We start from the raw sequence: 25,805 nt of genomic DNA on the forward strand, positions 1-25,805 counted from the left end.
TCAGGGGTGCGGTGGATTCGGCGACGATGCGGCGGCGTTGGGCTTCGCCGCTGCCCAGGCGCAGTCCGCAGGCGTAGAGCTGGTGGGTGGTGTGATGGCCGGCCAGGTTGTAGACGCGGCGGTCGGAGACTTCGGTGTAGAGCACCGAGTTGAAGATCTCCCGGCGGCGGCTGGTGGTTTCCCGGGTTTCCAGGACATCGAGTAGGGCGTTGTCGTCGGATAGGGCCAGTGCGGTCTCAGCGCTGGCCTGTAGCCGGGTCTCAGCCGCGTCCTGCAGGGCCAGTAACTCGAAGACGGTCAGGCCGGCCACGATCGCGGATGCATCGAACACCTGACCACCGGGGCCGTCACCGGGTTCGGCAGGGTCGGGGTCGTCGTACATTTCGGTGTGCATGCCGGCCCCGTCCTGGTTTGGGTGTTCGATCTGGTTTCTGTATCTATTATGACCCCGATCACATCGGAGAACATATGTTCGAATCTCCAAAAATAGGGCCGCATTATTGGAGGGTATTGAGGGAACCGAACCCGCTGTGGGTCGGCGGCCTCGAACAGGCAAGCGCCCCGCCGTACCGGGGCCGACGACGATAGGCTCGGTTCCGCGTCACCGAGGGCCGGTGTCGCCGAAGGGTATGACCATGAGGATTCCGACTTTCGCCGGCCGCTCGGCAGCACGCACCGGAACTGCCGGCCTGGCCGCGATCGCGTTGATCGCTACCGGCTGTGCCACGAAGAACGACCACGGTTCTGACAGCGACGATGCGCAGTCGGCCCCCTATGCCCGCATCCAGGTCGACGGAGCGTTCGAGTTCGAGGTCCGGGCCGGCGCTGCGACCGGGTCCGTCGGCCCGGATTCCGCACCGGCCCCAGCCTCGGTGTCCTCCTCGGCCCCGTCCTCTTCGACTCTGTCGTCGAGCAGTCCATCTCCCTCCTCGACGGCAGCGGGGCAGTCGCAGGAGCATCTGAGCTGCTACCGCGACGCCGGGCGGGTGCAGATCCAGGCGGGTCGTGCGGCCCAGCGGGACGGCACCGGAGTCATGGAGATCTTCGACGTGAAGCTCGTCCGCCGCGGCGACACGGTCACCGAGTATCTGCTCAACATCGGTTCTCTCTCACTGAAGAACCAGGACTGGCAGTCGAGCACCTGGGGTGCGGTCAAGGGATTCCCCGACCGCTTCGAGGTTGGCGGCCTGCCCAAAGACAAGGACTTCGGCGAGGTGACGACCGAGGTCGACGGTGACCGCTGGACGTTCCGCGGCAAGGTCGAAGGCATGACCGGCGACGGCCAGGACACTTCCCGGGTGCAGCCGCGCGATTTCACCGCCACGATCCACTGCGACGGTTACGGAAAGCTGCCCGAGTCCGGCTGGGTCAGCGATTCGGGCTCGGGCCGATAGCCGCGGACTGCGGTACCGGTCGCCGACGCCATAGGCTGGCTCTGTGACGGATACAGAAACGCAGGTGTTGATCGGCGTCGACGAACTGGTCGAAGCCATGCTGTCGAACCGGCCCCCGGTGGTGCTGGACGTGCGCTGGCAGCTCGGCGACGACCAGGGTTTCGCGCAGTACAAGGACGGGCACATCCCGGGCGCGATCTACGTCGACCTGGACACCCAGCTCGCCGCGCCGCCGACGGCCGCCGACGGTCGGCACCCGCTGCCTGAGCTCGCCGATCTGCAGGCCGCGGCCCGCAGCTGGGGCATCGACAACGGTGTCCCGGTGGTGGTCTACGACGACTGCGGCGCGCAATCGGCCGCCCGTGCCTGGTGGCTGCTGCGGTGGGCGGGGCTCGGCGAGGTCCGGATCCTCGACGGGGCCCTGGACGCGTGGCGGCGCGCCGGCATGCGGGTGTCGACCGGTGATGCGACGCCGCGCACCGGGAACGTCGTTCTGACCGGCGGGGCCCTGCCGACGGTGACGATCGACCAGGTCGCCGGCACCGACGCACTCCTGCTCGACGCCCGCGCGGGCGAACGCTATCGCGGACAGACCGAGCCGATCGATCCGCGTCCGGGCCGCATCCCCGGGGCGATCAGCGCTCCGGCCGCCGACAACCTCACCGAGACCGGCACCTTCAAAGACCCGGTCGCGCTGCGGGAACGGTTCACGGAGCTGGGGGTCGGCGAAGAACCGGTGGTCGCCTACTGCGGGTCCGGGATCACCGCCGCGCACCAGATCGCTGCGCTCACGATCGCCGGCTTCGACGACGCCGCCCTGTACCCGGGCTCGTACTCACAGTGGAGCAACGACGCGACGCGTCCGGTCGACGTCGGCTGAACCGCACGTGTCGCTGCTGCGGCCCAGGCTCACCGCCCGGCCCCGCCCTATCGCACCGCGAGAATCGGCGTCACTCCTCAGGCGGCGTCGCCCGGATCGGTCCGTGCCCGTGCGCGCCCGGCGATCGGCATCAGCACAGCCAGTGACAACCAGGTCCACTGACCGGCGGCTGCCCCGAAGGTCAGCGCGACCGGGATGGAGAGGCCGAAGACCACCGGCGGCAGCCAGGCCGTGATCAGCTCGATCACCCGCGCCCGCCCGGTCGCCGGGGCGCGTTCGAGTCCGCGGTGGCGTCCCAGGGCGGCCACCCCGATCTGGGCGAGGGAGGCCAGGGCGATGTTCAGCGCGTACAGAGCCGTGGGCAGCGCAAGATCGGCCGACGCCGAATCGCTGATGCCCTGGGTGGTGAACGGGATCAGCATCACCAGGGCCACCGCCACCAGATTCGCGGTGATCGTGGGACCGTCGAGCCCGGTCATCGATCGCTGGATCGCGACATTGGACCGCCAGAACAGGGCGATCACCGCGAAGCTCAGCGCGAAGCCGAACAGCTGGGACCCGATGCCCGAGTCGAGTAGCCGGTCCAGGCTCCGCCACGCCTCGGCCGGGGGCGCATCCAGGTTGGCGATCAGCAGGGTCGCCGAGAACCCGTAGATCGCGTCGAAGAACGCCACTCCGCGACCGAACTCGTTGCTGTCGAGTCCGAAGAAACCGCCGAGGTTCCGGCGGCCGGTTGCCGGCGGCGCCACCGACTCAGGCGTCGAGGGTGCGCAACAGCGCCCGAGTACGCGCACGCACTTCGGGGTCGCGATCGAACAGGATGGCCACGAACTCGTCGACCCCGGCGTCGGCGACCGTGCGGATCCGCGCGGTCACCTCCTCCTCGCTGCCGATGATCGCGGCGTCGTGCGCATGCTCGTAACCCTCGCGGTCGAGCATGGCCCGGTACGACGGCAACTGGTTGTACATCGCGAACTGCTCGGCCGCCGCTTCCGTGGCACCGGCGACGTCGTCGGTGACACTGACCGGCAGCATGGCCACCGTGCGCACCGCGCTCGCCTCGCGCCCGGCCGCCACGGCCGCGGCCCGCAGCGTCGGGACGATGTGGTCGCGCAGCGTCGTCGGACCGGTCATCCAGGTGACGGTGCCGGCGGTGCGACGCCCGGCCACGCCGAGCATCTTGGGGCCGAGTGCGGCCAGGTACACCGGCGGGGCCGGGACGTCGGCGATCGAGAGTGCGCCGCGGGTGGTCAGGAAGTCGCCGGCGGAGGAGACCTTCTCGCCGTTCAGCAGCGGCAGCAGGCCGTCGAGGAACTCGTTGGTGCGCTTGACCGGCCGCTCGTAGGAGACGCCCCACATCCCCTCGGTGACCACCTTGTGGCTCAGCCCGAGGCCCAGGTTGAGCCGGCCGCCGATGATCGAGTTGGTGGTCAGCGCGCGCTGCGCCGTCAGCATCGGATGCTGATTCTGCATCGGCAGCACCGCGGTCCCGAACTCGATCCCGCCGATCTCGTGGCCGGCGACGGCGATCGCCGTGAGCAGGTCGGGCTCGTTGGGCATCTGGGTCGACCACACGCGCCGGAATCCCTCGTTGTGCAAAGCACTGAGGTTCTCGATCGCGCGATCGATCGAGACCGACCGCGCATTGATCGTCCAGACGACACTGACCTGCATGGGACACCTCCGTAGAAGAACTGCCTTCCGATCTGCAGAGCACCCTACGCTGTCAGCCGCCCGGGCGGGCTCAGTGTGCGACGGCCTCGGCGATGGGGACGTCGCCGTCGGTGAAGGGGATGTCCCTGCCGACGGTGGACGGATCGGCCAGGACCGCGGCGACCACCTGGGCCACATTGGCCCGCGAGGTCTTTCCGGCGCCGTCGGCTCCGCGCTCGGCCTGCGGATCGATGCGCCCGGTCACCTCGTCGAGGGTCAGCAGGCCGGGCATCACGATGGTCCAGTCCAGGCCGGTGGACCGCAGGAAGGTGTCGGCGATGGCCTTGGACTCGGCGTACGGGTAGAACGGGTCGTCCTCGGGGACACCGTGATCGGGTCCGGCGCCCAGGTAGGAGACCATCACATAGCGCTTCACTCCGGCCACCTGCGCGGCCTGCATGGAGCGGATCGCGGCATCGCGATCGACGGCGTAGGTGCGCGGCGGGTTTCCGCCGCCGGCACCGGCGCTGAAGACGACGGCGTCGGCGCCCTGCAGCACCGCCGCCAGCTCGTCGGCCGAGGCCGTCTCGATGTCGAGGAGAAGCGGATTGGCTCCGGTGGCGGCCACGTCGATGGCCTGATCCGCGCTGCGGATGATCGAGGTGACGGTGGCGCCACGGGCGGTCAGAATCGGGGCCAGGAGGAGGGCCACTTTGCCGTGCCCGCCGATGATCACGATGTTGTCCATGGATTCGACGGTACAGATTCAGGCGGCGTCCGCACCGGCGAGCCACCGACGAACCTCGTCGAGGAACGCGTCGATCGAGGCACGGTCGACATTCGGGAACCGGCCGGCCAAGCGGTTCAGATACAGCTCGGAGAACGGGTCGGAGATCAGGTCGCTGATGTAGTCGCGGCGGATCACCAGGAACTGATAGGTCTCGTCGAGGTAGTCCTCGATCCAGTCGGTGATCACCCGGTCGGCGCGCGCATCGTCGGTCCAGGCGCGCGGGATCGGTTCGTCGGCGGCGCCGTCACGGTCGAGCCGCACGTAGTCGTCGTCGAAATCCAGGACCAGGCCATCGTCGGACAGCGTGACGACACTGTCCTCACCGGTCATGCGTGTCACCGCACCGAAGGCGGTCAGGCGGCGGGCGACATCGTGGGATTGCGGGCTCATCACCGTCCAACCTACGCGGATGCGGGCCGGCCCGGGGTGTGGCGACGGCGCGCCGGCCCCGTTGCCGCGTACCCCCGGGGGGTATAGCCTAGGATCAGGTGCCCGGTGGGGGTATCGGAAATCCGAGGAGACTGCGATGGCTGTGAACGAATACCTGGTGACCGGCATGACCTGTGGGCACTGCGAGATGTCGGTACGCGAAGAGGTCGGCGAGATCGACGGGGTCACCGACGTCCAGGCCAGCCACGAGACCGGCAAACTGGTGGTCACCGCCGCCGGAGACATCGACGATGCGCGCGTTCTGGCCGCCGTGCAGGAGGCCGGCTACGCGGCCGAGCGGGCCTGATGAAGGCGGGCACCCGGCTCTCCCTCTACGCCCTGGGGCTGATCGTCGCCTTCGTGGCGGCGTTCGGCATCGCCCGGGCCGTCGTTCCCGAGTCGATGGTCGCCGACTGGGAATCCGGGCGCGACGCCGCCGGGCACGACGGCGGCCATGGCGCCGGGCACGACGGTGCCGGTCAGGATGTGACGGGGCTGTCGTTGGGCGCGGGCGGCTACCTGCTCTCGCCGATCGAGGCCCCGGCCGTCACCGGCCAGGACGGCCGGCTGTCGTTCCAGATCCGCACCGAGGCGGGCGAGCCCGTCACCGAGTTCGCCACCGTCCATCAGCAGGATCTGCACCTGATCGTCGTCCGCAGCGACGGCGCGTCGTTCCGGCACGCACATCCGCAGCTGGACACCGCGACCGGCACCTGGTCGTTGCCGTGGCGCTGGGATGCCGGCGGCACCTACCGTCTTTACGCCGACTTCACTCCGACCGGACCCGATGCACCCGCACTGACGCTGTCGCGGCTGGTCGAGGTGCGCGGCGACTTCGACCCGGTACCGACTGCACCGTCCCGGACAGTGCAGGCCGGCGCCTACACCGTGACGCTGGACGGAGATCTGGCCGCCGCGCAGACCCGCGGGCTGACCATGACCGTCACACGCGACGGTGCACCGGTCACCGGTCTGGAGCCCTACCTGGGAGCCTTCGGGCACCTGGTGGTGCTGCGCGCCGGCGACCTGGCCTACCTGCACGTGCACAGCGATGAGGCCGAGCCCGCCGCCGACGCCCGCTCCGGCCCGGAGCTGATCTTCGACGTCGAGGCCCCGACCGCCGGCCGCTACCTGCTCTACCTGGACTTCCAGGTCGATGGGCAGGTGCACACCGCCGCCTTTGTGCTCGACGCCGACACCGACTAAGAACCAGGAACAACGATGAGTACCGCAACACCGCTCAGCGACGGCTCCGACGTCGAACTGGAGATCAGCGGCATGACCTGTGCGTCGTGCGCCAACCGGATCGAACGGAAGCTGAACAAGCTCGACGGCGTCTCGGCGACGGTGAACTACGCGACCGAGAAGGCCCGCGTCTTCGCCCCGGCCGGATACGATCCGGCCGCCCTGGTCGCCGAGGTGGAGAAGGCCGGCTACAGCGCGACGCTGCCCGCGCCGGAGCAGCCCGCCGGCACCGCAGACGACGAGCATGTCGAGACCGCCGCCGACCGCGAACTGCAGTCGCTGCGGCAGCGATTGATCGGCACCACCCTGCTGACCGTCCCGGTGATCGCGATGGCGATGGTTCCGGCCTGGCAGTTCACCTACTGGCAGTGGGCGTCACTGGCGCTGGCCGCACCGGTGGTGGTGTGGGGCGCCTGGCCCTTCCACAAGGCGTCCTGGGCCAATCTGAAGCACGGCACCGCCACCATGGACACCCTCATCTCGATGGGCACGCTGGCCGCCTTCGCCTGGTCGCTGTACGCCCTGTTCTGGGGTACCGCCGGCACCCCGGGCCTCAAGCATCCGTTCGAGTTCACCGTCAGCCCTTCTGACGGCGCTTCGCACATCTACCTCGAGGCCGCCGCGGGTGTCACCATGTTCATCCTGGCCGGCCGCTACTTCGAGAAGAAGTCCAAGCGGCAGGCCGGTGCGGCCCTGCGTGCCCTGCTGGAAATGGGTGCCAAGGAGGTCGCCGTGCTGCGCGACGGCACCGAAGTGAAGGTGCCGATCGACCAGCTGGCCGTCGGCGACGAGTTCGTGGTCCGGCCCGGCGAGAAGATCGCCACCGACGGGGTGGTGACCGCCGGCAGCTCGGCCGTCGACACCTCCATGCTCACCGGTGAATCGGTGCCGGTCGAGGTGGTCGAGGGGGACGAGGTGACCGGCGCCACCGTGAACGCCGGTGGGCGCCTGGTGGTGCGTGCGACCCGCGTCGGCTCCGACACGCAGCTGGCGCAGATGGCCAAGCTCGTTGAGGACGCGCAGACCGGTAAGGCCGATGTGCAGCGGCTGGCCGACCGCATCTCCGGGATCTTTGTCCCGATCGTGATCGCGATCGCCGCGATCACCCTGGGGGCCTGGCTCGGCGGTGGCTTCCCGACGGTGGCTGCCTTCACCGCCGCGGTGGCCGTGCTGGTGATCGCCTGCCCGTGTGCGCTCGGTCTGGCCACCCCGACCGCGCTGCTGGTGGGTACCGGCCGCGGCGCGCAGATGGGCGTGCTGATCAAGGGGCCCGAGGTCCTCGAATCGACCCGCAAGGTCGACACCATCGTGCTGGACAAGACCGGCACCGTCACCACCGGCAAGATGACCCTGGTCGACGTCGTCGTCGAACCCGGGGTGTCGCGGGAGGAACTGCTGCGGCTGGCCGGCGCCCTGGAGAACGCCTCGGAGCATCCGATCGCCCAGGCCATCGCCAAGGGCGCCACCGAACAGGTGGGGGATCTGCCCGAGCCGGAAGACTTCGCCAACGTCGAGGGCAAGGGAGTGCAGGGCATGGTCGACGGCCATGCGGTGGTGGTCGGCCGGGAGCTGTTGCTGGCGGACTGGTCGCAGTACCTGTCCGAGGAGGTCGCCGCGGCCAAGGCCGAAGCCGAAGCCGAGGGCAAGACCGTGGTCGCCGTCGGCTGGGACGGGCAGGCCCGCGGCATCGTCGTGGTCGCCGACACCGTCAAACCGACCAGTGCCGAGGCGATCGCGCAGCTGAAGAAGATCGGCCTGTCGCCGGTGCTGCTGACCGGTGACAATGCTGCGGCCGCGCGGCATATCGCCGACGAGGTCGGGATCGACGAGGTGATCGCCGAGGTGCTGCCCACCGAGAAGGTGGACGTGGTGGTCGGTATGCAGGCGCAGGGCAAGATCGTGGCGATGGTCGGCGACGGCGTCAACGACGCACCCGCCCTGGCCACCGCCGATCTGGGTCTGGCGATGGGCACGGGCACCGATGTGGCGATCGAGGCCGCCGACCTGACTCTGGTGCGCGGCGACCTGCGCAGCGCGGTCGACGCGATCCGGCTGTCCCGCAAGACGCTGGGCACCATCAAGTCGAACCTGTTCTGGGCGTTCGCCTACAACGTCGCCGCCATCCCGATCGCGGCGCTGGGCATGCTCAACCCGATGCTCGCCGGTGCGGCGATGGCCTTCTCCAGCGTCTTCGTGGTGGGTAACAGCCTGCGGCTGCGGGGCTTCCGCAGCGTCGCCCGGGACGCGGTGCAGTGAGATGGCGGGTTCTGAGATGACCAGTGGTGAACTGTCGGTAGATCCGGTGACCGGGTGCGAGGACGACGCGTGCCGGTGCCACGTGGCGCCCGGTTACGACGAGCACAAGGACCAGTACCTCAAGCGGATGAAGCGCATCGAGGGCCAAGCCCGCGGTATCGCCAAGATGATCGACGAGGACAAGTACTGCATCGATGTCCTCACGCAGATCAGCGCGCTGACCCGGGCCATCCAGGGGGTGGCCACCGGCCTGGTGGAGGACCACCTCAAACACTGCGTACTCGATGCGGCCAAGGCCGGCGACGATGAGGCCGCCGCGGCCAAGATCGCCGAGGTCTCGGCCGCCATCAACCGCCTGGTGCGTTCCTGACCTGCGCGGCGGGGTCGTCGTTCCCGGCGTGTCGACCGGTGCCCGGGCGCGGGCGCTCAGATGTCCGGTGACGCCCAGGGAAAGTCGTAGTGACCAGGTTCAGTGACCGGTGCGGCGATCATGCCCACGATGGCATCGATCAGGAAGACGCCGAGCTCGTTCCAGGTGCCTTCCTGGCGGCCCTCGGCGATCTGGCCCTCGTACTGGGCGCAGACGCCCAGGACGGTGCTGGCCAGGATCTGGGAGCGGGCCCGCAGGATCGGCTGCGGGATATCGTGCAGCAGCGCTGTGAGTGAGGCGGCCAGTTCTCCGCTGCCGGGATGATCGACGGCGGTCTGTTCGATCAGTTCGCGGGTCGACGACAGCGCGCGGACCTGAAAAAGGAAACGTGCACGCCAGGTCGGGGCGGGTCTGCTCTGCAGCACCTGGATGTTCGGGAGCACCCAGTGCGCGATCACGGTGCGCAGATCGGTGGTCTGATCGAGTCTGGGCGACAGCTCTGCGCGGATCGCGTCGACCTCGTCGATGTGCCGGCGCAGCAGTGCCACGATCAGCTGGTCGCGGGAGCCGAAGTGATAGGTGACCGCCGAATGGTTCGCCGCTCCGGCGTGTTCGGTGATCGAGCGATTCGACACCGCCTCCACACCCTGTTCGGCGAAGAGCTCTTCGGCCGCATCCATCAGTGCCCGGCGAGCCTTCTCGCTCCGCGTTCCCATGTGGAACTCCTCTCATCGACGTCGCCGCATAGGCGATTTTAAGACACGTGGCGTAAATTGGCCGAGTCAGCAACGCATCGAGGAGTAGCCAAGCATGATCGAAGCCGAAGAGACGGTCGAGGGCGTCGTCACCGACCCCGCCGAACTCGACCCCGCCGAGCTCGATGCGGAAGCGGCTGCGGCAGCCAAACGGGCCAAGGCCGAGAAGATCGCCCGCATCGCGGCGATCTTCATCATGCCGCTGATCATGGTCGGGATGATGATCACCGGGTACATGGCGGCGATGACCTCGCCCGAGCCCAACAACATTCCGATCGCGGTGACCGGCGCCGATGCGGCCGGCTTCGCGGCCGTGCTGGAAGCCGACGAACCCGACGCCTTCGACGTCCGCACGGGCGAGACGAGCCGGCGTGCCACCGAGCAGGTGCTGGACCGCGATATCGCCGCGGCGATCAGCGTCGACGGCGACTCCGCGGTGCTCTACACGGCGACGGCCGCGGGAAGCTCCCAGGCGTCGGTGATCACCAGACTCGTGACGCCCATCGTGGCCGAGCAGGGGCTGACGTTGCAGACCGAGGATCTGATGCCGCTGCCCGACAGCGATATGGCCGGGATGGGGGCGATGTTCCTGGCCACGGCGCTGGCGATGGCCGGCTATCTGCCGTTCAGCTTCCTGGTGAGCAACTCGCCGGAACTGCTGCGGTTCCGGCGGATCGTTCCGCTGCTGGCCGGCTGGGCCGCGCTGATCGGCGGGCTGGTGTGGCTGGTTGCCGGCCCGATCCTGGGTGTGCTGGCCCCGGGCCACGGTGCCGCCGTCTTCGGTATCGCCTGGCTGGGAGTGTTCGCGATCGGCTCGGTGCAGCTGCTGCTCACCCGATTGTTCGGAACCATGGCGGTGGTGGTCGGGCTGCTATTCATCATGGTGCTCGGGGTACCGGCGTCGAGTCTGGGCATCTCGATGTACACCCTGCCCACGGTCTATCGGTACTTCCACGAATTCCTGCCGGTGCCGGCGATCGGTGAATCGATGCGCGCGGTGCTCTACTTCGACGGCAACGGCGTGTGGCCGCACATCATGGTCCTGGCGATCGGTGCCGCGATCGGTCTGGCGCTGACCCTGGTGGTCGACGCGATCAAGCGGCGGCGCCACATCGAGCCCAAGGAGATCGTGATCAACATGCCGTCGCTGCTCGGCGGCCGGCGTCCCGAGAATCCGGTCTGGCGCTACATCGGGCTCGTGGTGTTCCCGCTGCTGATGGTCGCGATGATGTTCTCGGCGATGCTCGGTGCGATGGGCACACCCTCGCCCAAGGACATGCCGGTGGCAGTGGTCGGCCAGGAGGCCGAGCAGACCGTGCAGCAACTCGGCGCGCAGATGGGCGACTCCTTCGATCTGCGGGTGACCGACAGCGTCGAGAAGGCCCGGGAGCTGGTGAGCAGCCGCGAGGTGGCCGCCGCCTTCCTGCTGCCGTCGGGGCAGGAGTCCTCGGCGACCCTGGTGACCAATCAGGCCGGCGGTTCGACGGCGCAGCTGGTGGTTTCGCAGGTCTTCTCGCAGGTCGCCGACGGTATGGGGGTGCCGCTGGCGGTCGACGATGTGGCACCGCTCCCCAAGCGTGACAGCAACGGCATCGCCAGCATGTACATCGCAATGGGCTGGATCCTGGCCGGATTCATGGTGGTCATCGTCGGCGCCAGTTCTGCGCCTATCACCCGTCGGCTGCGGCTGCTGCTACCGCTCACGGCGATCTATTCGGTGTTCATGTCGCTGGTGATCTGGGTGATCGCGGCCCCGATCACCGGTGCGGTGCACGGGCACTTCTGGCCGATGTTCGGGGTCGGCATCGTGATGATCTTCTGTATCGCCATGTTCGCCGCGTTCTTCGAGCGGCTACTCGGCATGTTCGCGATCATTCCCATCGTCGGCATCCTGATGTTCCTGGGCATGCCGGCGTCCAACGGTGCGATCTCGATCTACATGGTGCCCGAGGCGTTCCGTGCCCTCTACGGGGTGCTGCCGATGTCCGCGGCGGTCGAGGCCGCCCGGTCGACGCTGTACTTCGGCGGCGACACCGTCGGGGCCAACCTGCTGACCATCGCCCTCTGGGGCCTGGTGTCGCTGGTGCTGGTGATCGTGATCGACCGGATCAGACCGCCGAAGACGATCATCGAAGAGGTGGTGATCCTGGACCCGATCGTCTCGCGCGAGCCGCTCGCCGGGCGCCGGACCAGCGCCGCGCCCCGAGCGTGAGCGCCGCTTAGCCGCGCCCCTGCGCCAGTGCGGCGACGGCCGGAGCGAACATCGTCGACTTGATCGCCGCCAGGGTGTTCCGGTCTTTTCCGGCGATCGGAGTCAGTTGGGCGACGGCGTCGTCGACCAGTTGGTCCACCGGCCCGGCTCCGTCGACCACACCGCCGGACAGCGCCTGCTCGGCGGTGTAGCGATGGCCGGTGGTCATCGCGGTGACCGCCGTCTGCGGCGTCAGCTTCGCCTGGATCAGCGCGGCCATCCCCGGCGTGAACGGGATGTTGATGTCGACCTCGGGGAAGCAGAAGTAACCGCGATCGGTGCGCATCAGCCGGTAGTCGTGCGCGATGGCGAACATGGCTCCGGCGCCGAAGGCGTGCCCGTTGATCGCGGCGACCGTCGGCAGCGGGAAGGTCAGGATGCGGGCGAACAGGGCCTGAACCCGTGCGACGTACCAGTCGGCACGATCGCCGTGGGACATGAGCCAGTCCAGATCCAGGCCGTTGGAGTAGAACTTGCCGTCGCCGACGGTGATCAGTCCGCGAGCCTGTTCCTCGACTTGATCCAGGTGTGCGTCGACGGCCTCGAGCCAGTCGGGGGAGAAGCGGTTCTCGTCGTCGCCGAGGGTCAGCACGGCCAGGCCGTCGCGGTAGTCCAGTGCGGTAGTCATCAGGAGTCCTTTCCAGGGGTGGTCGCCGGGTGTGGCTGCGGTGAACCAGGTTGCGGGGAAACAGGTGGGAGCGGGACAGACAGCACGGCGCCGACGGCGGCGGCCAGGCGATGGCGGGCCGGTGGGTCGGGGGAGCGGTCGCCGCGCAGCAGCAGCGCCGTCGGAAGTTCGACGATGCAGTCGCGGATCACCGCGACGGCGGTCCGGTCCCCGCGGCCCCACAGCTGCTGAGCCAGATCGACGAACAGCCGCGTCAGCTCCGCATCGAGGGCACGCAGGCGATCGGCCAGCTCGGCGGGAAGTTCATCGGCGCCGAGGAGATCGTCGCGGGCCACGCTGAGCAGGAACCGGCCGCGCACCGGTTCGGCGAGCAGGAAAGCGGCGGGAGCATCGGCGGCGGCGATCACCGCCGCCACGGCCGCCGAATCGGGAGCCGCGGGCCCGGCGTTGAGCCGAGCGGCGTCGACCGCCTCGCGCTGGGCCGCCAAGAACTGTTGCGCGGCGCGGAGCCAGGCCCGGCCGACCAGGCCGGCCCGGGAACCGAAGGCGTGGTAGATCGCGCCGTTGGACATCGATGTGGACTCCGACAGTGCGCGCACGGTCACTGCCGCGGCCCCGGAGGTCACCGCCAGTTCCTCGGCGGCATCGAGGATCGCCTCAAGGTCGTGTGTGCGGGGCCTGGCCATACCGCAGACAGTAACAGAGCGACTGCTCTGAAACTCGTTCAGCTTGTGTCGGGAGGGAGTGTGAGCTTGCGTGGCGAGGCGCCGCCTACTGGTCGTCGACGGCCGCCAGGTGGTCGGGTGAGACCGGGCCGCGGGACAGGACCGTGGCCCCGCCGGCCTTCCACGTGCGTACTGCATTGCGCAGCGTCAGGTCCTCCCAGACGACGACCGCGGCGACGGTGCCCGGATCCATCGCGCCCCCGATCGCGGCCAGGTCGCCCTCGCCGATCAGGCGGTTCGCCGAGGCGACGAACTTCTCCATCCCGACCGATTCAGCGGTGACCCAGGAGACCTCGCCGTCGGCGGACTTGGCGATGAACTCGATGTCCAGGAGCTTGATGCGGTCTTCGATGTCGAGTACCCGCAGCTGTTCGAACCCGCTTTCGGGAACGGTGTCACCGGAGAAGCCGATGACGATGTGATTGACCGGGCCCAGGTCGGCAGAGAAGATCATGCGCCCAGCGTATCGATCAGCGTGCGGCCGCGTTCGCCTGATCGAGCAGCTGCTGGACCGCTTGAGCGAGGCGCCGACGCTGTTGCGCTGCGGACCGGCGGCTCAGGCGTCGGCCAGCTCGGCGGTCAGGACCGGATCCTCGAAGAAGTGCTCGAAGCTGCGCCCACCCAGGGGATCGCTTGAGGTTGATATCCGGGCCGAGGACCACCGCGTCCCCGGCGGCCTTGGCTTCGTCGGCGGCCGGAGATCTGCGGTTCACCGTCACCCTCCTGCTTCCGCAGGCCGTGCGGCCCGTCGGTCAGCATGATCGACCGCCCTAGGGTTTGGTCGTCCAGAAGTCCTTGCCGCTGGCCAACCGGGTCTGTTGCTCGACGGTCAGCGCAGGGGGCAGACAGGACGCGGTCGGCGGCGGGTCGGGGGTCACTTTTCGACAGTAACGACGGGACGCCGGGGACGGAGGCGGTCGGACAACCTCGCAGCGGGTCCGCAGCTAGGGCTGCTGCCGGCCAGCGGCGTCGGCGGCGAGCCATGCATCGTAGAAGTCCGGCATCTGCGAGGCCTTCGAGGAAAAGCGCGGCGCGCGCTTTTCCTGGAATGCCGCCACGCCCTCCCCGCCGTCGCCGATGCTCTGCCAGAAGATCGACAGCGAGTCCACGCGGTGCGCGTCCGCGGGATGCGGGTAGGCACTGTTGCGGCGCAGCATCTGCTTGGTCAGCGCGACGGCCACGGCCGACCTGTCCTTGGACCAGGCGTCGGCGATGGCGGTGGCGCGCGCAAGGAGGTCGTCCGGTTCCACGACCTCGTCGACGACGCCGGCGGCCAGGGCGGCGTCGGCGTCGAGGATATCGGCGCGCAGAACCAGATCGAGCGCGGCCGACATGCCGACGATCCTCGGCAGGAACCAGGTGGATGCGGCCTCCGGGGTGATCCCGAGCCGGCCGAAGACCAGTCCGAAGCGTCCCGTGGTCGAGAAAAGCCGGCGATCCATCGCCAGCGGCATCGTCGCACCGATCCCCACGGCCGGCCCGTTGATCGCGGCAATGACCGGCTTGCGGCAGTCGTGGATGGCGGGATTGACGCGTCCGCCGAGATCGGGCACCCGCGCGAGCGCCGGATCGTCCAGGTCGGCCATATCGGCCAGCTGGGGTTTCAGCGTGTCGTCGAGGCCGAAGACGTTGCCGTCGGAGCTCAGATCCATGCCGGCGCAGAACGCCCGGCCGGATCCGGTCACGATCGCCGCGCGGACATCATCGTCGTCGTTGACCTCGCGGAACACGCGCTCGAGTTCTTCGGCCATGGTGACGGTTAAGGCGTTCAGCGCCTCGGGCCGCTCCAGCCGGACGGTCAGAATCCCGTCGTCGTTACGCAGAGCCAGGTCTGGTACATCGCGGATCTCCTTGGGTTCGACGGTCTGAGTATGCAACACCGCCGGCAATGACGGGGTAGCGCAGGCGGACCCGGTCGGTGGTGGCAGCTCGCAGCAGCGGCGTGTGCTGCTCGTAGCGGATCGGGGCTGGCCCACCCGGGGACATCGAAGCGCTCCGGTGGGGCGCGAGAATACTGCGTCGTCAGGTGTGGAAAGACATGGCCCAGTGCGCGGAGATCGTCGTGCTGTCGGTCCAGTCCATCGCCACCGTCCGGTGTCTCGCGCTCCCGGCGGCTGGATCCGCCCTATGCTCAGAACACAGGATGTTCACCGAGCCAACGAGGAGAAGACGTGGTCACTTTCCGCGAAGCGATCGATGCCCGGGACCTGGACGCCGTGGAAGCGATGCTGGCCGACGACGTCGTCTTCCACAGTCCGGTGGCCTTCAAGCCGTATCCGGGCAAAGCCATCACCCTGGCCATCCTGCGCGCGGTGGTCGAGGTCTTCGAGGACTTCCACTATGTGCGGGAGATCCACGACGGGGGCGGCAGCGATCACGCCTACGTGTTCCAGGCGAAGGTCGACGGTCTGGAACTGACCGGGTGTGATTTCCTGGGCTACAACCAGGCCGGCCAGATCGACGACTTCATGGTGATGGTGCGGCCGCTGAAGGCCGCCCAGGCGCTGGCGGCGCGCATGGGCGAACGCTACCCGGACATCCAGGCCGCCGCGATCGCCTGGGCGCAGGCGCACGGCGCCTCGTAGCCCGACCAGCCGGGTGCGTTGGCCTAGCCGGGCAGCAGTGCGTCAATAATCGGCGTGCGCGCGTATGGATCTCGTTAAGGGGTCTGGTGCGATCGCTTCCCACGGAGCACCGTAGTTCCTGCGGGTGTACGACGGCACACCGCAGAAGCGGGAGGCGGAAGCGATGGGAGATGCGCTACTGATCGCGATCACGCTGATGGCGATGGGGTTGTGTCTGCTGGCGGTACGGGGTCTGGACCGGAGGGGCCAGCGGTGACCGTCGCGGGGTGGGTGACGGTGCTGCTGCTGGTGATCGCGGCTGCGTCGGCGGGTTACCTGCTGGCCGCGCTGCTGTCGCCGGACAGGTTCTGACGATGTCGGCTACGGCTGCGGGAGTCCTGCAGGTGGGTGTGCTGGTCTTGATACTGGCAGCGGTCTACGTACCGCTGGGTGACTATCTGGCCCGCGTCTACCGCAGTGAACGCCACCTGGGTGTCGAGCGGCTGATCTATCGCCTCGGGCGGATCGACCCCGAGTCCGGTCAGACCTGGCGCGCCTACGCCGTCAGTGTCCTGGGCTTCGTGCTCGCGGGCATCCTGGTGCTCTACGCGCTGCTGAGGCTGCAAGGGGTGTTGCCCTGGGCGGACGGCAAAGCCGGGATGTCGCCGACGATGGCCTTCAACACCGCCGTCTCGTTCGTCACCAATACCGATTGGCAGTCGTATTCGCCGGAAGAACAGATCAGCAATTTTGCCCAGATGTTCGGGCTTACGGTCCAGAACTTCCTGTCTGCGGCCGTGGGCATGGCCGTTGCTGTAGCACTGATCCGCGGCTTGATCGCCGATCGGCAAACCGGATCACTCGGCAATTTCTGGGTGGATCTGGTGCGCGGTACGGTGCGGATCCTGCTGCCGCTGGCAGTGGTGTTCGCCTTTGTCTTTGTGCTCGAGGGCGCGGTTCAGTCCTGGCAGACCGTCGCCGGCTACACGCTGCTCGACGGCCACAGTGAACGCAGTCCATTGGGGCCGTTCGCGAGCCAAGAGGCGATCAAACTGCTGGGCACCAACGGCGGGGGGACCTTCGCCGCGAACTCGGCTCACCCGTTCTCTAATCCGACCCCGCTGACCAATCTCCTGTCCGTCCTGGCGATCCTGTTGATTCCGGTCTCGATGACCCGGGCCTACGGCACGATGGTCGGCGACCGGCGGCAGGGCAGGACGTTGCTGGGCGTCATGGCAGTGATCTGGGTCGCGATGCTGACGCTGGTCTGGTACCTGCCGTCGCGGCCGACGGGCCTGGCAGCCGCGGCGGCCGGTGCCGATCTGGAAGGCACCGAACTGCGCTTCGGCATCCCGGGAACCGCACTGTTCGCCGTCAGCACCACCGGTACGTCGACCGGTGCGGTCAATGCCGCACACGACAGTCTGGCTGCGGGGGCCGGCGGTGCGGTGCTGTGGAACATGCTGCTGGGCGAGGTGGCCCCCGGCGGTGCCGGTTCGGGACTATACGGAATCCTGGTGCTGGCACTGATCACCGTGTTCATCGGCGGGCTTCTGGTCGGCCGCACCCCCGAGTTCCTCGGGAAGAAGGTCGGTCGCCGCGAGATCACCGTCGCGGTCCTCTACGTCCTGGTGATGCCGACACTGGTGCTGTCCGGCACGTCGATCGCGTTGGCGTCCGGAGCGGCGACCGCCGCGATGACGGATCCGGGTGTGCCCGGCAGCGGAGAATCGATGCACGGCTTCACCCAGGTGCTGTACGCCTATGCTTCGACCGCCAACAATAACGGCAGCGGTTTCGGCGGGCTGAACGTCACCTCGGATTGGTTCCAGATCTCCCTGGGTTTGACGATGTTCTTCGGACGATTGCTGCCGATTGTGCTGGTGTTGGCGCTGGCCGGGTTGCTGGCGGCACAGCAACGGCGCGACGACGACGCAGTCGCGGCCGATCCCGGGCCGGCAGCCGGTGGCGCAGCGGCGACGGCGGCAGACGGCGGCATGGTCCAGGCCGGGACAGTCGTTGCGGGGGCAGATCTCGACAGCGGTGCAGTGCCCACCCACGGCGTGCTGTTCGGCACACTGCTTACCGGCACGACACTGCTCGTGGCCGGCCTCACTTTCTTCCCAGCGCTTGTACTGGGACCGATCGCGGAGGCTCTGCTGTGACCGACGAGCCCAGCAAGGACCTGGCCCGCCGGGGAGGCTTCGACGCTAGGACGCTGATCTCGGCGCTCCCGCAGGCGGTGGCAAAGCTGGATCCGCGCGCACAAGCGGGAAATCCGGTGATGTTCGTGGTCTACCTGGGGGCCGTTTTGGCCACGGCCCTGGCGATCTGGCAGTCGTCGGTGTTCGCCTGGCTCGTGGTCGCTTGGCTCTGGTTCACGGTCCTGTTCGCCGGGTTGGCCGAGGCGGTGGCCGAGGGACGCGGTCGGGCGCAGGCCGACAGCCTGCGCAAGGTCAAGCGGGACACCGTTGCACGGCGGATTGCTGAGGACGGCACGATCACCGAGGTGCCGGGTGCGCAGTTGCAATTGGACGACCGGATCGTGGTGGAGGCCGGCGAGGTGATCGCCGGCGACGGCGACGTGGTGGAAGGCATCGCGACCGTCGACGAGTCGGCGGTCACCGGTGAATCAGCGCCGGTGGTCCGCGAGTCGGGCGGCGACCGCAGCGCCGTGACCGGCGGGACCGTGGTGCTCTCGGACCGCATCGTCGTGCAGATAACGACCGAGCCGGGGCAGACCTTCGTCGACCGGATGATCGTACTGGTCGAAGGTTCGGCGCGGAAGAAGACCCCCAACGAGATCGCCCTGCAGATCCTGCTGACCGCCCTGACGCTGATGTTTCTGCTGGCGGTGGTCGCCACCGGCGTCATGATGCAGTACACCGGTGCGGTGGCTGATCCGATCAGACTGATCGCCCTGCTGGTCTGCCTGATCCCGACCACCATCGGGGCGCTGCTGTCGGCGATCGGGATCGCCGGTATGGATCGGCTGGTGCAACGCAATGTGCTGGCGATGAGCGGTCGGGCGGTCGAAGCCGCCGGTGATATCGACACCCTTCTGATGGATAAGACCGGCACCATCACCTACGGGCACCGGCGGGCAACCGCGCTGCACCCGGCACCCGGGGTGAGTGCGGCCGAACTGGCAGACATCGCCTACCGGTGCAGTCTGGCAGATGACACTCCGGAAGGCCGCAGCATCGGGGAGTTGTGTGTGCAGCGCTACGAGGTGATCGGACTGTCCGATGATGAACTGGCCTTGGTGCGTTCGGGAACCGATGAGCGGTACCGGGTGGTGCCGTTCACCGCGACCACCCGGATGAGCGGTATGGATCTGGCCGGTGAGTGTGCCCAACAGCTACGCAAGGGGGCTGCCGACGCTCTGACACGCTGGGTGGCCGCCAGCGGGGGAATGATCGATGCCGCGGTCGCGGCGAAGGTGAAGTCGGTGTCGTCGGCGGGCGGCACCCCGCTGGTGGTGGGCACGGCCACCGAGGACCGACCGGCCCAGGTGCTCGGGGTGATCGAGCTGTCCGATGTGGTCAAGCCGGGGATGGCCGAGCGCTTTGCCCAGTTGCGGACGATGGGGATCCGCACGGTGATGATCACCGGCGACAATCCGCTCACCGCTCGCGCGATCGCCGAAACGGCCGGGGTCGACGACTTCGTCGCCCAGGCCACCCCGGAGGACAAACTGGCACTGATCCGGGCCGAGCAGGCGCGCGGCCGACTGGTCGCGATGACCGGCGACGGCACCAATGACGCGCCGGCCCTGGCGCAGGCCGATGTCGGAGTCGCGATGAACAGCGGAACGTCGGCGGCCAAAGAGGCCGGGAACATGGTCGATCTCGATTCGGATCCGACCAAACTGATCGAGGTGGTGGCGATCGGCAAACAGTTGCTGATCACCCGCGGTGCACTGGCCACCTTCTCCCTGGCCAACGACCTGGCGAAGTATTTCGCGATTCTCCCGGCGATGTTCGCGGCGATCTATCCCCAGCTCGACGCGCTCAACATCATGCGGCTGCATTCGGCTCAGTCGGCGATCGTCTCGGCGGTGATCGCCAATGCGCTGATCATCGTGGCGTTGATCCCGTTGTCCCTGCGCGGCGTCAAGTACCGTTCAGGATCGGCCACCCGACTGCTGGGCCGCAACCTGCTGGTCTTCGGGATCGGCGGAATGATCACCCCGTTCGTGGGGATCGCGCTGATCGACCTGGTCGTTCGATTGATCCCGGGGATGGGGTGAGGGAAGATGATCGCACTGTTGCGCGGTTTCGGCCGCCAGTTCGTGGCGGGGCTGCTGGTGCTGGCCGCGGCCACCGTGGTCCTCGGCGTCGCCTATCCGGCGGCCGTCTGGGCGCTGTCGCGGATCACCGCCACCACCGCGGACGGCGGGATCGTCGACGACGCCCACGGTTGCCCGGCCGGGTCGTTGCGGGTCGGCGTAGACCTGACCCCGCCGACCGGGCAGCCGGACGGGTATCTGCACAGTCGACTGGCGGGCGGTCCGTCCGATCCGCTCACCCCCGGCGACCCGAGCGCTTCCGGTGGCAGCAATCTGGGGCCTAACAGTGCCGCGCTGGTGCAGGTGGTGCAGGCGCGGCGGTCGGCCATCGCCGGCCGCGAAGGCGTCGACCCGGCTGCGGTGCCGGCCGATGCGGTGACGGGGTCGGGTTCGGGGCTGGATCCGGCGATCTCGCCGGCCTATGCCGAACTGCAGGTTCCCCGGCTGGCACGGGTCAACCAGCGGTCTCCCGACCAGGTGCGTGCGATCATCGCCCAGCACACGCGAGGGCGTCAATGGGGTGTGCTGGGTGCTCCGCGGGTCGACGTGCTCGCGGTCAATCTGGCGCTCGGGCACACGGTTGCGGCGTGCCCGGGTGAAGACACCGGTTCTGGCTAGGATCGCAGGATGGGCACGCAGGCTCCAGCCCGCGGACAGTTCGAGGTCTTCCTCGGCTGTGCGCCGGGGGTGGGCAAGACCTTCGAGATGCTCGACAGCGCGCAGATTCTGCGGGCCGAGGGCGTTGATGTCGTGGTGGGCATCGTCGAATCACACGGGCGGGCGGCCACCGCGACGATGTGCGAGGGCCTGGAGGTGGTGCCGCGACGGCGTGTCATCTATCGGGGCGCGATCCTCGAGGAACTGGACGTGGACGCGGTGCTGGCCCGCAGCCCGCGGGTGGTACTGGTCGACGAGCTGGCTCACACCAATGCCCAGGGGCTGGGCAATGCCAAACGCTGGCAGGACATCGAGGTGCTGCTCGACGCCGGAATCACGGTGCTGTCCACGGTCAACATCCAGCACCTGGAAAGCCTGAACGATGTCATCGCGCAGATCACCGGAATCACCCAGCAGGAGACCGTGCCCGATGATGTGGTGCGCCGCGCCGATCAGATCGAGCTGGTCGACATCGAACCGAGTGCATTGCGTCGACGCCTGGTGGAGGGCAAGGTCTACAGCCCCGAACGTGCCGAAGGCGCGTTGGCGAACTTCTTCCGGCAGGGCAACCTGACGGCGTTGCGGGAACTGGCATTGCTGTGGCTGGCCGACCGGGTCGATGAGAAACTGACCGACTACCGGGCCGCCAATGCGATCACCGAGACCTGGGAGGCGCGGGAACGGGTGGTCGTGGCGGTGACCGGCGGCATCGAATCGGCGGCGCTGATCCGCCGCGCCCGGCGGGTCGCCTCGCGATCGAGTGCCGAACTGCTGGTGGTGCGGGTGGCTCGCGGCGACGGGTTGACCGATACCGGGGCCGATGTGGCTGCGGTCCGGGCCTTGGCGGCCGACTGCGGGGCGGAGTTCTCCACGGTCGTCGGTGACGACGTCCCCACCGCGCTGCTGGACTATGCCCGGGCAGTGAATGCGACCCAGCTGGTGCTGGGCACCTCCCGGCATCCGCGCTGGCGGCGGCTGCTCGACGAGGGAGTGGCGGCAGCGGTGATCCGCGACAGCGGACGCATCGATGTGCACATGGTGACCCACGCACAGGCCTCCCGAAACCGGTTCGATATCCGCCAGACCCGATTGCATCGGCCGATGGGGTGGTTGCTCGCCCTGGTGATCCCGGGGATTGTGGCGGCGATACTGGTGCCCTTGAACCGGGTACTGGGAACCTCAAGTGAGTCGGCGCTGTTCCTGGTCGGAATCCTGGCAGTTGCACTGCTCGGTGGTGTCGGCGCGGCCGCGTTGTCGGCCCTCGTGTCCGGGTTGCTGCTCAACTTCTTATTTCTGACGCCGCGTTACACCCTCACCGTCAGTGATCCGGACAATCTGATCACCACGGTGGTGATGCTGATTGTAGCCGTGGCGGTGGCCGGCCTGGTCGATTCGGCCACGGTCCGCCGGCGGGAGGCACAACTGGCCGCCCGCGACGCTGAACTGTTGTCGATGTTTTCCAGCGCTGTGCTCGAGGGGGCCGGGGTGCCCGATCTGCTCGCCGGCGTCCGCGAGACCTATCAGCAGGAAGGTGCGACAGCGGTGCAGTTGGGCGACGGAGATCCACTGGTGCGGGCGGTCGCCGGTACGGGCCCGCCACAGTGCCGCGCAGATGCGACGACGGTGTGCGAAGCGGCCGGTGGCGGGTATGCGTTGCTGCTTCGCGGTCCGGAGGTGAGCACCCGGGACCGTCGGGTGCTCGCAGCGGTGGCCAGTCAGGTCGTCGCGGCACTGGAGCGCGATCGGCTGTCGGCGGAGGTGGCCGAAGCCGATGAACTGGCGCGCACCGATGAACTGCGGCGCGCCCTGCTGGCTGCGGTCAGCCATGATCTGCGTACGCCGCTGGCCGCAGCGAAAGCGGCGGTGAGCAGCCTGCGCACCCCGGATCTGAGCTTCGATGCCGGTGACACCGCCGAACTGCTCGCGACGATCGAGGAGTCGGTGGATCAGCTGACCGCGCTGGTGGGCAACCTGCTGGACTCGTCGCGGCTGGCCGCCGGGGTAGTGCGGCCGGTGCTGCGTCGCACCTATCTGCCCGAGGTGGTGCATCGAGTGTTCGCCGCGAGTCACGCGGAGAAGTGGGGGAGCACGCGGTTCGGGTGCGCGTGGGCGTACACCGACGCGGGCCTGCTGGATCGCGCGTTGGCGAATCTGGTCGACAACGCCCGGCGGCACGGCGCCGGTACCGTCGAAGTGGTGACGGCCACAGTGGTGCGCGCGGACGGCCGCACCCGCTGCGAGTTGCGGGTGATCGATCACGGACCGGGGATCCCGGTCGATGAACGGGGCCGGGTGTTTCAGCCCTTTCACCAGTACGGCGATCAACGACGGGGTAACACCGGGGTGGGGCTGGGGCTGGCAGTGGCGGACGGCTTCGTCTCTGCGCTCGGTGGCACTCTGATGGCAGAGGAGACTCCCGGCGGGGGTACCACGATGGTGATCGATCTGCCCGGTGAACCGGAAGGCGAAGGGGGTGATCCTGATGGGCGGTCGCGATCACGGGCGCGTGCTCGTCGTCGACGATGAGCCGCAACTGCTACGAGCGCTGCAGATCAACCTGCGGGCGCGTGGCTTCGAGGTGGCCACCGCCGACACCGGTGCGGGGGCGCTTGCGGCGGTGGCTCGGGCGAGGCCCGACGTGGTGGTCCTGGATATGGGCCTGCCCGATATCGACGGCGTCGAGGTGCTGGCCGGGCTGCGCGGGTGGACCCGCGTACCGGTGATCGTGCTGTCGGCGCGAACCGATGCTGCGGACAAGGTCGCGGCACTGGACGCCGGTGCCGACGACTACGTGACCAAACCCTTCGGGATGGAGGAGTTCGTGGCTCGGCTGCGGGCGGCGATCCGGCGCGGCAGCGCGGCCGCCGTGCAGGAGGCGCCGGTGGTGTATGCCGGTGCGCTGGCGATCGACCTGGCCGACAAGCTGGTCACCCGCGACGGCGCCGCGGTGCGGCTGACACCCACCGAGTGGGGGATCTTGGAGATGCTGGTCCGCCACGAGGGCCGGCTGGTGAGTCAGCGGGAGATCCTGACCGCGGTCTGGGGCCCCGGCTATGTGCAGCAGACCAACTATCTGCGGGTCTATTTGGCGAGTCTTCGTCGTAAACTCGAAGACGACCCGTCACATCCGCGGTTCCTGCTCACCGAGGCCGGGATGGGCTATCGCTTCGCGCGTGCGGGTTCGGCGCCGCCGCAGTGACTACTCGCAGATCGCTCCGCGCGAGGCCGAGGTGACCAGTTTGGTGTATTTGGCCAGCACCCCGCGGGTGTAGCGCGGTGGCAGCGGCGCGAAGTCGACAGCGCGGGCCTCGAGTTCCTCGGATGCGACCAGCAGATCCAGGCGGCCGGCCCCGACGTCGAGACGGATGCGGTCCCCGTCGCGGACCATCGCGATGGGGCCGGCGTCGACGGCTTCGGGAGCTACGTGACCCACGCACAGCCCGGTGGTGCCGCCGGAGAAGCGCCCGTCGGTCAGCAACAGCACGTCCTTGCCCAGCCCGGCGCCCTTGATCGCACCGGTGATCGCGAGCATCTCGCGCATGCCCGGTCCGCCCTTGGGGCCCTCGTAGCGGATCACCACCACATCGCCGGCGGTGATGGTGCCGTCCTCCAGGGCGTCCATGGCGGCGCGCTCGCGGTCGAAGACGCGGGCGACGCCCTCGAAGACGTCGGAGTCGAAGCCGGCGGACTTGACCACCGCACCGCCGGGAGCCAGGGAGCCGTGCAGGATCGTGATGCCGCCGGTGGGGTGGATCGGATTCTTCAGTGCATGCAGCACGCGCCCGTCCGGGTCGGGCGGGGTGATGTCGGCGAGGTTCTCCGCGACGGTCCGGCCGGTTACCGTCAGGCAGTCTCCGTGCAGCAGGCCCGCGTCGAGTAGGGCCTTCATCACCACCGGGACCCCGCCGATCTTGTCGACGTCGGTCATCACGTGGGTGCCGAACGGTTTGACGTCGGCCAGGTGCGGGACGCGGGCGCCGACGCGGGCGAAGTCGGCCAGGGCCAGGTCGACGTCGGCCTCGTGGGCGATGGCCAGCAGATGCAGCACCGCATTGGTGGAGCCGCCGAAGGCCATGACCACCGAGATGGCGTTCTCGAAGGCTTCCTTGGTCATGATGTCGCGGGCGGTGATGCCGCGGCGCAGCATCTCCACCACGGCCTTACCCGATTCGCGGGCGAAGCCGTCGCGGCGGCGATCCGGCGCCGGCGGGGCGGCGCTGCCGGGCAGCGACATGCCCATCGCCTCGGCTGCCGAGGCCATCGTGTTGGCGGTGTACATCCCGCCGCAGGCGCCCTCGCCCGGGCAGATCGACCGCTCGATGGTGTCGACGTCCTCGCGGCTCATCAGGCCGCGGGCGCAGGCGCCGACCGCCTCGAAGGCGTCGATGATCGTCACCTGCTGCTCGGAACCGTCGGACAGCTTCGCGTAGCCGGGCATCGTCGACCCGGCGTAGAGGAACACCGAGGCCAGATCAAGGCGGGCGGCGGCCATCAGCATGCCCGGCAGCGATTTGTCGCAGCCGGCCAGCAGGACCGAGCCGTCGAGCCGTTCGGCGCACATCACCGTTTCGACGCTGTCGGCGATCACCTCGCGGGAGACCAGCGAGAAGTGCATGCCCTCATGGCCCATCGAGATGCCGTCGGAGACCGAGATGGTGCCGAACTCCAGCGGGAAGCCGCCGGCCTCGAAGACGCCGTCCTTGACGGCCTTGGCCAGCCGGTCCAGCGGCAGGTTGCACGGGGTGATCTCGTTCCACGACGAACCCACGCCGATCTGCGGTTTGACCCAGTCGTCGTCACCCATGCCGACCGCGCGGAGCATGCCGCGCGCGGCGGCGCGCTCGAGGCCATCGGTGACGTCGCGACTGCGGGGTTTGATGTCGGGCTGTTCGCCGGTCTGATCGGTCATGAGTCAAC

24 protein-coding genes and 1 pseudogene are annotated in these 25,805 nt (G+C 68.6%); 14 read left to right on the top strand and 11 right to left on the bottom strand.

The genetic code is table 11. The features are described from left to right. Window positions 1–394, bottom strand: a pseudogene (locus GOHSU_RS14295) (hypothetical protein); the annotation flags it as partial. Window positions 395–635: 241 nt separating this feature from the next. Here GOHSU_RS14295 and GOHSU_RS14300 point away from each other — a divergent pair. Both GOHSU_RS14300 and GOHSU_RS14305 read left to right on the top strand, forming a co-directional pair. Further along, entirely contained in the window at window positions 636–1,394 is a 759-nt protein-coding gene (locus tag GOHSU_RS14300) for a hypothetical protein (protein ID WP_005943284.1), read from the top strand. Window positions 1,395–1,491: 97 nt separating this feature from the next. After that, entirely contained in the window at window positions 1,492–2,274 is a 783-nt protein-coding gene (locus GOHSU_RS14305) for a sulfurtransferase (protein ID WP_051139577.1), read from the top strand. A 77-nt stretch (window positions 2,275–2,351) separates the two neighbouring features. Here GOHSU_RS14305 and GOHSU_RS14310 read toward each other — a convergent pair whose 3' ends face one another. The 4 genes from GOHSU_RS14310 to GOHSU_RS14325 all read right to left on the bottom strand — a co-directional run bounded on the left by GOHSU_RS14310 (window position 2,352) and on the right by GOHSU_RS14325 (window position 5,107). After that, complete coding sequence (locus tag GOHSU_RS14310; protein WP_005943290.1) at window positions 2,352–3,023, bottom strand: TMEM175 family protein; 672 nt, start codon at window positions 3,021–3,023, stop codon at window positions 2,352–2,354. A 4-nt stretch (window positions 3,024–3,027) separates the two neighbouring features. Beyond that, window positions 3,028–3,948, bottom strand: coding sequence for a TIGR03564 family F420-dependent LLM class oxidoreductase (locus GOHSU_RS14315; RefSeq protein WP_005943293.1), 921 nt, complete (start codon window positions 3,946–3,948; stop codon window positions 3,028–3,030). A 70-nt stretch (window positions 3,949–4,018) separates the two neighbouring features. Further along, window positions 4,019–4,675: an NAD(P)H-binding protein gene (locus tag GOHSU_RS14320; RefSeq protein WP_005943296.1), complete on the bottom strand. Its 657-nt coding sequence runs from the start codon at window positions 4,673–4,675 to the stop codon at window positions 4,019–4,021. Between the two features lie 18 nt (window positions 4,676–4,693). Beyond that, window positions 4,694–5,107, bottom strand: a complete 414-nt coding sequence (locus GOHSU_RS14325; protein ID WP_005943299.1) for a hypothetical protein — start codon at window positions 5,105–5,107, stop codon at window positions 4,694–4,696. A 136-nt stretch (window positions 5,108–5,243) separates the two neighbouring features. On the opposite strand from GOHSU_RS14325, the gene GOHSU_RS14330 reads away from it, so the two are divergent. Genes GOHSU_RS14330 through GOHSU_RS14345 form a run of 4 tightly spaced genes read left to right on the top strand, consistent with a single transcriptional unit; the run spans window position 5,244 to window position 9,017 of the window. After that, entirely contained in the window at window positions 5,244–5,453 is a 210-nt protein-coding gene (locus GOHSU_RS14330; RefSeq protein WP_005943302.1) for a heavy-metal-associated domain-containing protein, read from the top strand. Beyond that, window positions 5,453–6,352 (top strand): DUF8832 domain-containing protein, encoded by a 900-nt coding sequence (locus GOHSU_RS14335; RefSeq protein WP_005943306.1) that lies wholly within the window; start codon window positions 5,453–5,455, stop codon window positions 6,350–6,352. The genes GOHSU_RS14330 and GOHSU_RS14335 overlap by 1 nt, the downstream gene beginning before the upstream one ends. 15 nt (window positions 6,353–6,367) lie before the next feature. Further along, complete coding sequence (locus GOHSU_RS14340) at window positions 6,368–8,647, top strand: heavy metal translocating P-type ATPase (RefSeq protein ID WP_005943309.1); 2,280 nt, start codon at window positions 6,368–6,370, stop codon at window positions 8,645–8,647. Between the two features lie 16 nt (window positions 8,648–8,663). Next, complete coding sequence (locus GOHSU_RS14345; protein ID WP_005943312.1) at window positions 8,664–9,017, top strand: metal-sensitive transcriptional regulator; 354 nt, start codon at window positions 8,664–8,666, stop codon at window positions 9,015–9,017. Window positions 9,018–9,073: 56 nt separating this feature from the next. Here GOHSU_RS14345 and GOHSU_RS14350 read toward each other — a convergent pair whose 3' ends face one another. After that, the gene (locus GOHSU_RS14350) at window positions 9,074–9,733 is read right to left on the bottom strand and encodes a TetR/AcrR family transcriptional regulator (protein WP_005943313.1); all 660 of its coding nucleotides are present in this window, start codon (window positions 9,731–9,733) and stop codon (window positions 9,074–9,076) included. A gap of 94 nt (window positions 9,734–9,827) precedes the next feature. Here GOHSU_RS14350 and GOHSU_RS14355 point away from each other — a divergent pair, with 94 nt between their 5' ends. Continuing rightward, window positions 9,828–11,984, top strand: a complete 2,157-nt coding sequence (locus tag GOHSU_RS14355; protein ID WP_005943315.1) for an ABC transporter permease — start codon at window positions 9,828–9,830, stop codon at window positions 11,982–11,984. 7 nt (window positions 11,985–11,991) lie between these two features. Here the strand turns inward: GOHSU_RS14355 and GOHSU_RS14360 are convergent, their stop codons facing one another. The 4 genes from GOHSU_RS14360 to GOHSU_RS14375 form a co-directional block, all read right to left on the bottom strand. Next, on the bottom strand, window positions 11,992–12,651 hold the full coding sequence (locus GOHSU_RS14360; protein ID WP_005943316.1) for an enoyl-CoA hydratase-related protein: 660 nt from the start codon (window positions 12,649–12,651) through the stop codon (window positions 11,992–11,994). Next, window positions 12,651–13,337 carry a TetR/AcrR family transcriptional regulator gene (locus GOHSU_RS14365; RefSeq protein WP_005943318.1) on the bottom strand — a complete coding sequence of 229 codons (687 nt, stop codon included), beginning with the start codon at window positions 13,335–13,337 and terminating at the stop codon, window positions 12,651–12,653. Before GOHSU_RS14365 ends, GOHSU_RS14360 begins: the two co-directional genes overlap by 1 nt. Before the next feature lie 85 nt (window positions 13,338–13,422). After that, window positions 13,423–13,830, bottom strand: coding sequence for a DUF6325 family protein (locus GOHSU_RS14370; protein WP_005943320.1), 408 nt, complete (start codon window positions 13,828–13,830; stop codon window positions 13,423–13,425). Window positions 13,831–14,320: 490 nt separating this feature from the next. Next, complete coding sequence (locus GOHSU_RS14375) at window positions 14,321–15,205, bottom strand: enoyl-CoA hydratase-related protein (RefSeq protein ID WP_035740357.1); 885 nt, start codon at window positions 15,203–15,205, stop codon at window positions 14,321–14,323. A 342-nt stretch (window positions 15,206–15,547) separates the two neighbouring features. On the opposite strand from GOHSU_RS14375, the gene GOHSU_RS14380 reads away from it, so the two are divergent. The 7 genes from GOHSU_RS14380 (at window position 15,548) to GOHSU_RS14410 (ending at window position 24,087) form a co-directional block, all read left to right on the top strand. Next, window positions 15,548–15,961 (top strand): nuclear transport factor 2 family protein, encoded by a 414-nt coding sequence (locus GOHSU_RS14380; protein WP_005943325.1) that lies wholly within the window; start codon window positions 15,548–15,550, stop codon window positions 15,959–15,961. A gap of 252 nt (window positions 15,962–16,213) precedes the next feature. Further along, on the top strand, window positions 16,214–16,312 hold the full coding sequence (locus tag GOHSU_RS14385; protein ID WP_024332983.1) for a potassium-transporting ATPase subunit F: 99 nt from the start codon (window positions 16,214–16,216) through the stop codon (window positions 16,310–16,312). Between the two features lie 2 nt (window positions 16,313–16,314). Further along, window positions 16,315–18,105 (top strand): potassium-transporting ATPase subunit KdpA, encoded by a 1,791-nt coding sequence (gene kdpA / locus GOHSU_RS14390; RefSeq protein ID WP_005943327.1) that lies wholly within the window; start codon window positions 16,315–16,317, stop codon window positions 18,103–18,105. Then, entirely contained in the window at window positions 18,102–20,192 is a 2,091-nt protein-coding gene (gene kdpB / locus GOHSU_RS14395) for a potassium-transporting ATPase subunit KdpB (protein ID WP_024332984.1), read from the top strand. The genes kdpA and kdpB overlap by 4 nt, the downstream gene beginning before the upstream one ends. A 6-nt stretch (window positions 20,193–20,198) precedes the next feature. Further along, the gene (locus GOHSU_RS14400) at window positions 20,199–20,849 is read left to right on the top strand and encodes a potassium-transporting ATPase subunit C (protein WP_005943331.1); all 651 of its coding nucleotides are present in this window, start codon (window positions 20,199–20,201) and stop codon (window positions 20,847–20,849) included. 9 nt (window positions 20,850–20,858) lie between these two features. Then, window positions 20,859–23,414: a DUF4118 domain-containing protein gene (locus tag GOHSU_RS14405; protein WP_005943332.1), complete on the top strand. Its 2,556-nt coding sequence runs from the start codon at window positions 20,859–20,861 to the stop codon at window positions 23,412–23,414. After that, the gene (locus tag GOHSU_RS14410; RefSeq protein WP_029760136.1) at window positions 23,371–24,087 is read left to right on the top strand and encodes a response regulator; all 717 of its coding nucleotides are present in this window, start codon (window positions 23,371–23,373) and stop codon (window positions 24,085–24,087) included. Before GOHSU_RS14405 ends, GOHSU_RS14410 begins: the two co-directional genes overlap by 44 nt. On the opposite strand, the gene ilvD is transcribed toward GOHSU_RS14410, so the two are convergent. Further along, window positions 24,088–25,797 carry a dihydroxy-acid dehydratase gene (gene ilvD / locus GOHSU_RS14415; protein ID WP_005943336.1) on the bottom strand — a complete coding sequence of 570 codons (1,710 nt, stop codon included), beginning with the start codon at window positions 25,795–25,797 and terminating at the stop codon, window positions 24,088–24,090. Window positions 25,798–25,805: the final 8 nt, after the last annotated feature.

The organism is Gordonia hirsuta DSM 44140 = NBRC 16056 (genome assembly GCF_000333015.1).
Classification (GTDB): domain Bacteria; phylum Actinomycetota; class Actinomycetes; order Mycobacteriales; family Mycobacteriaceae; genus Gordonia; species Gordonia hirsuta.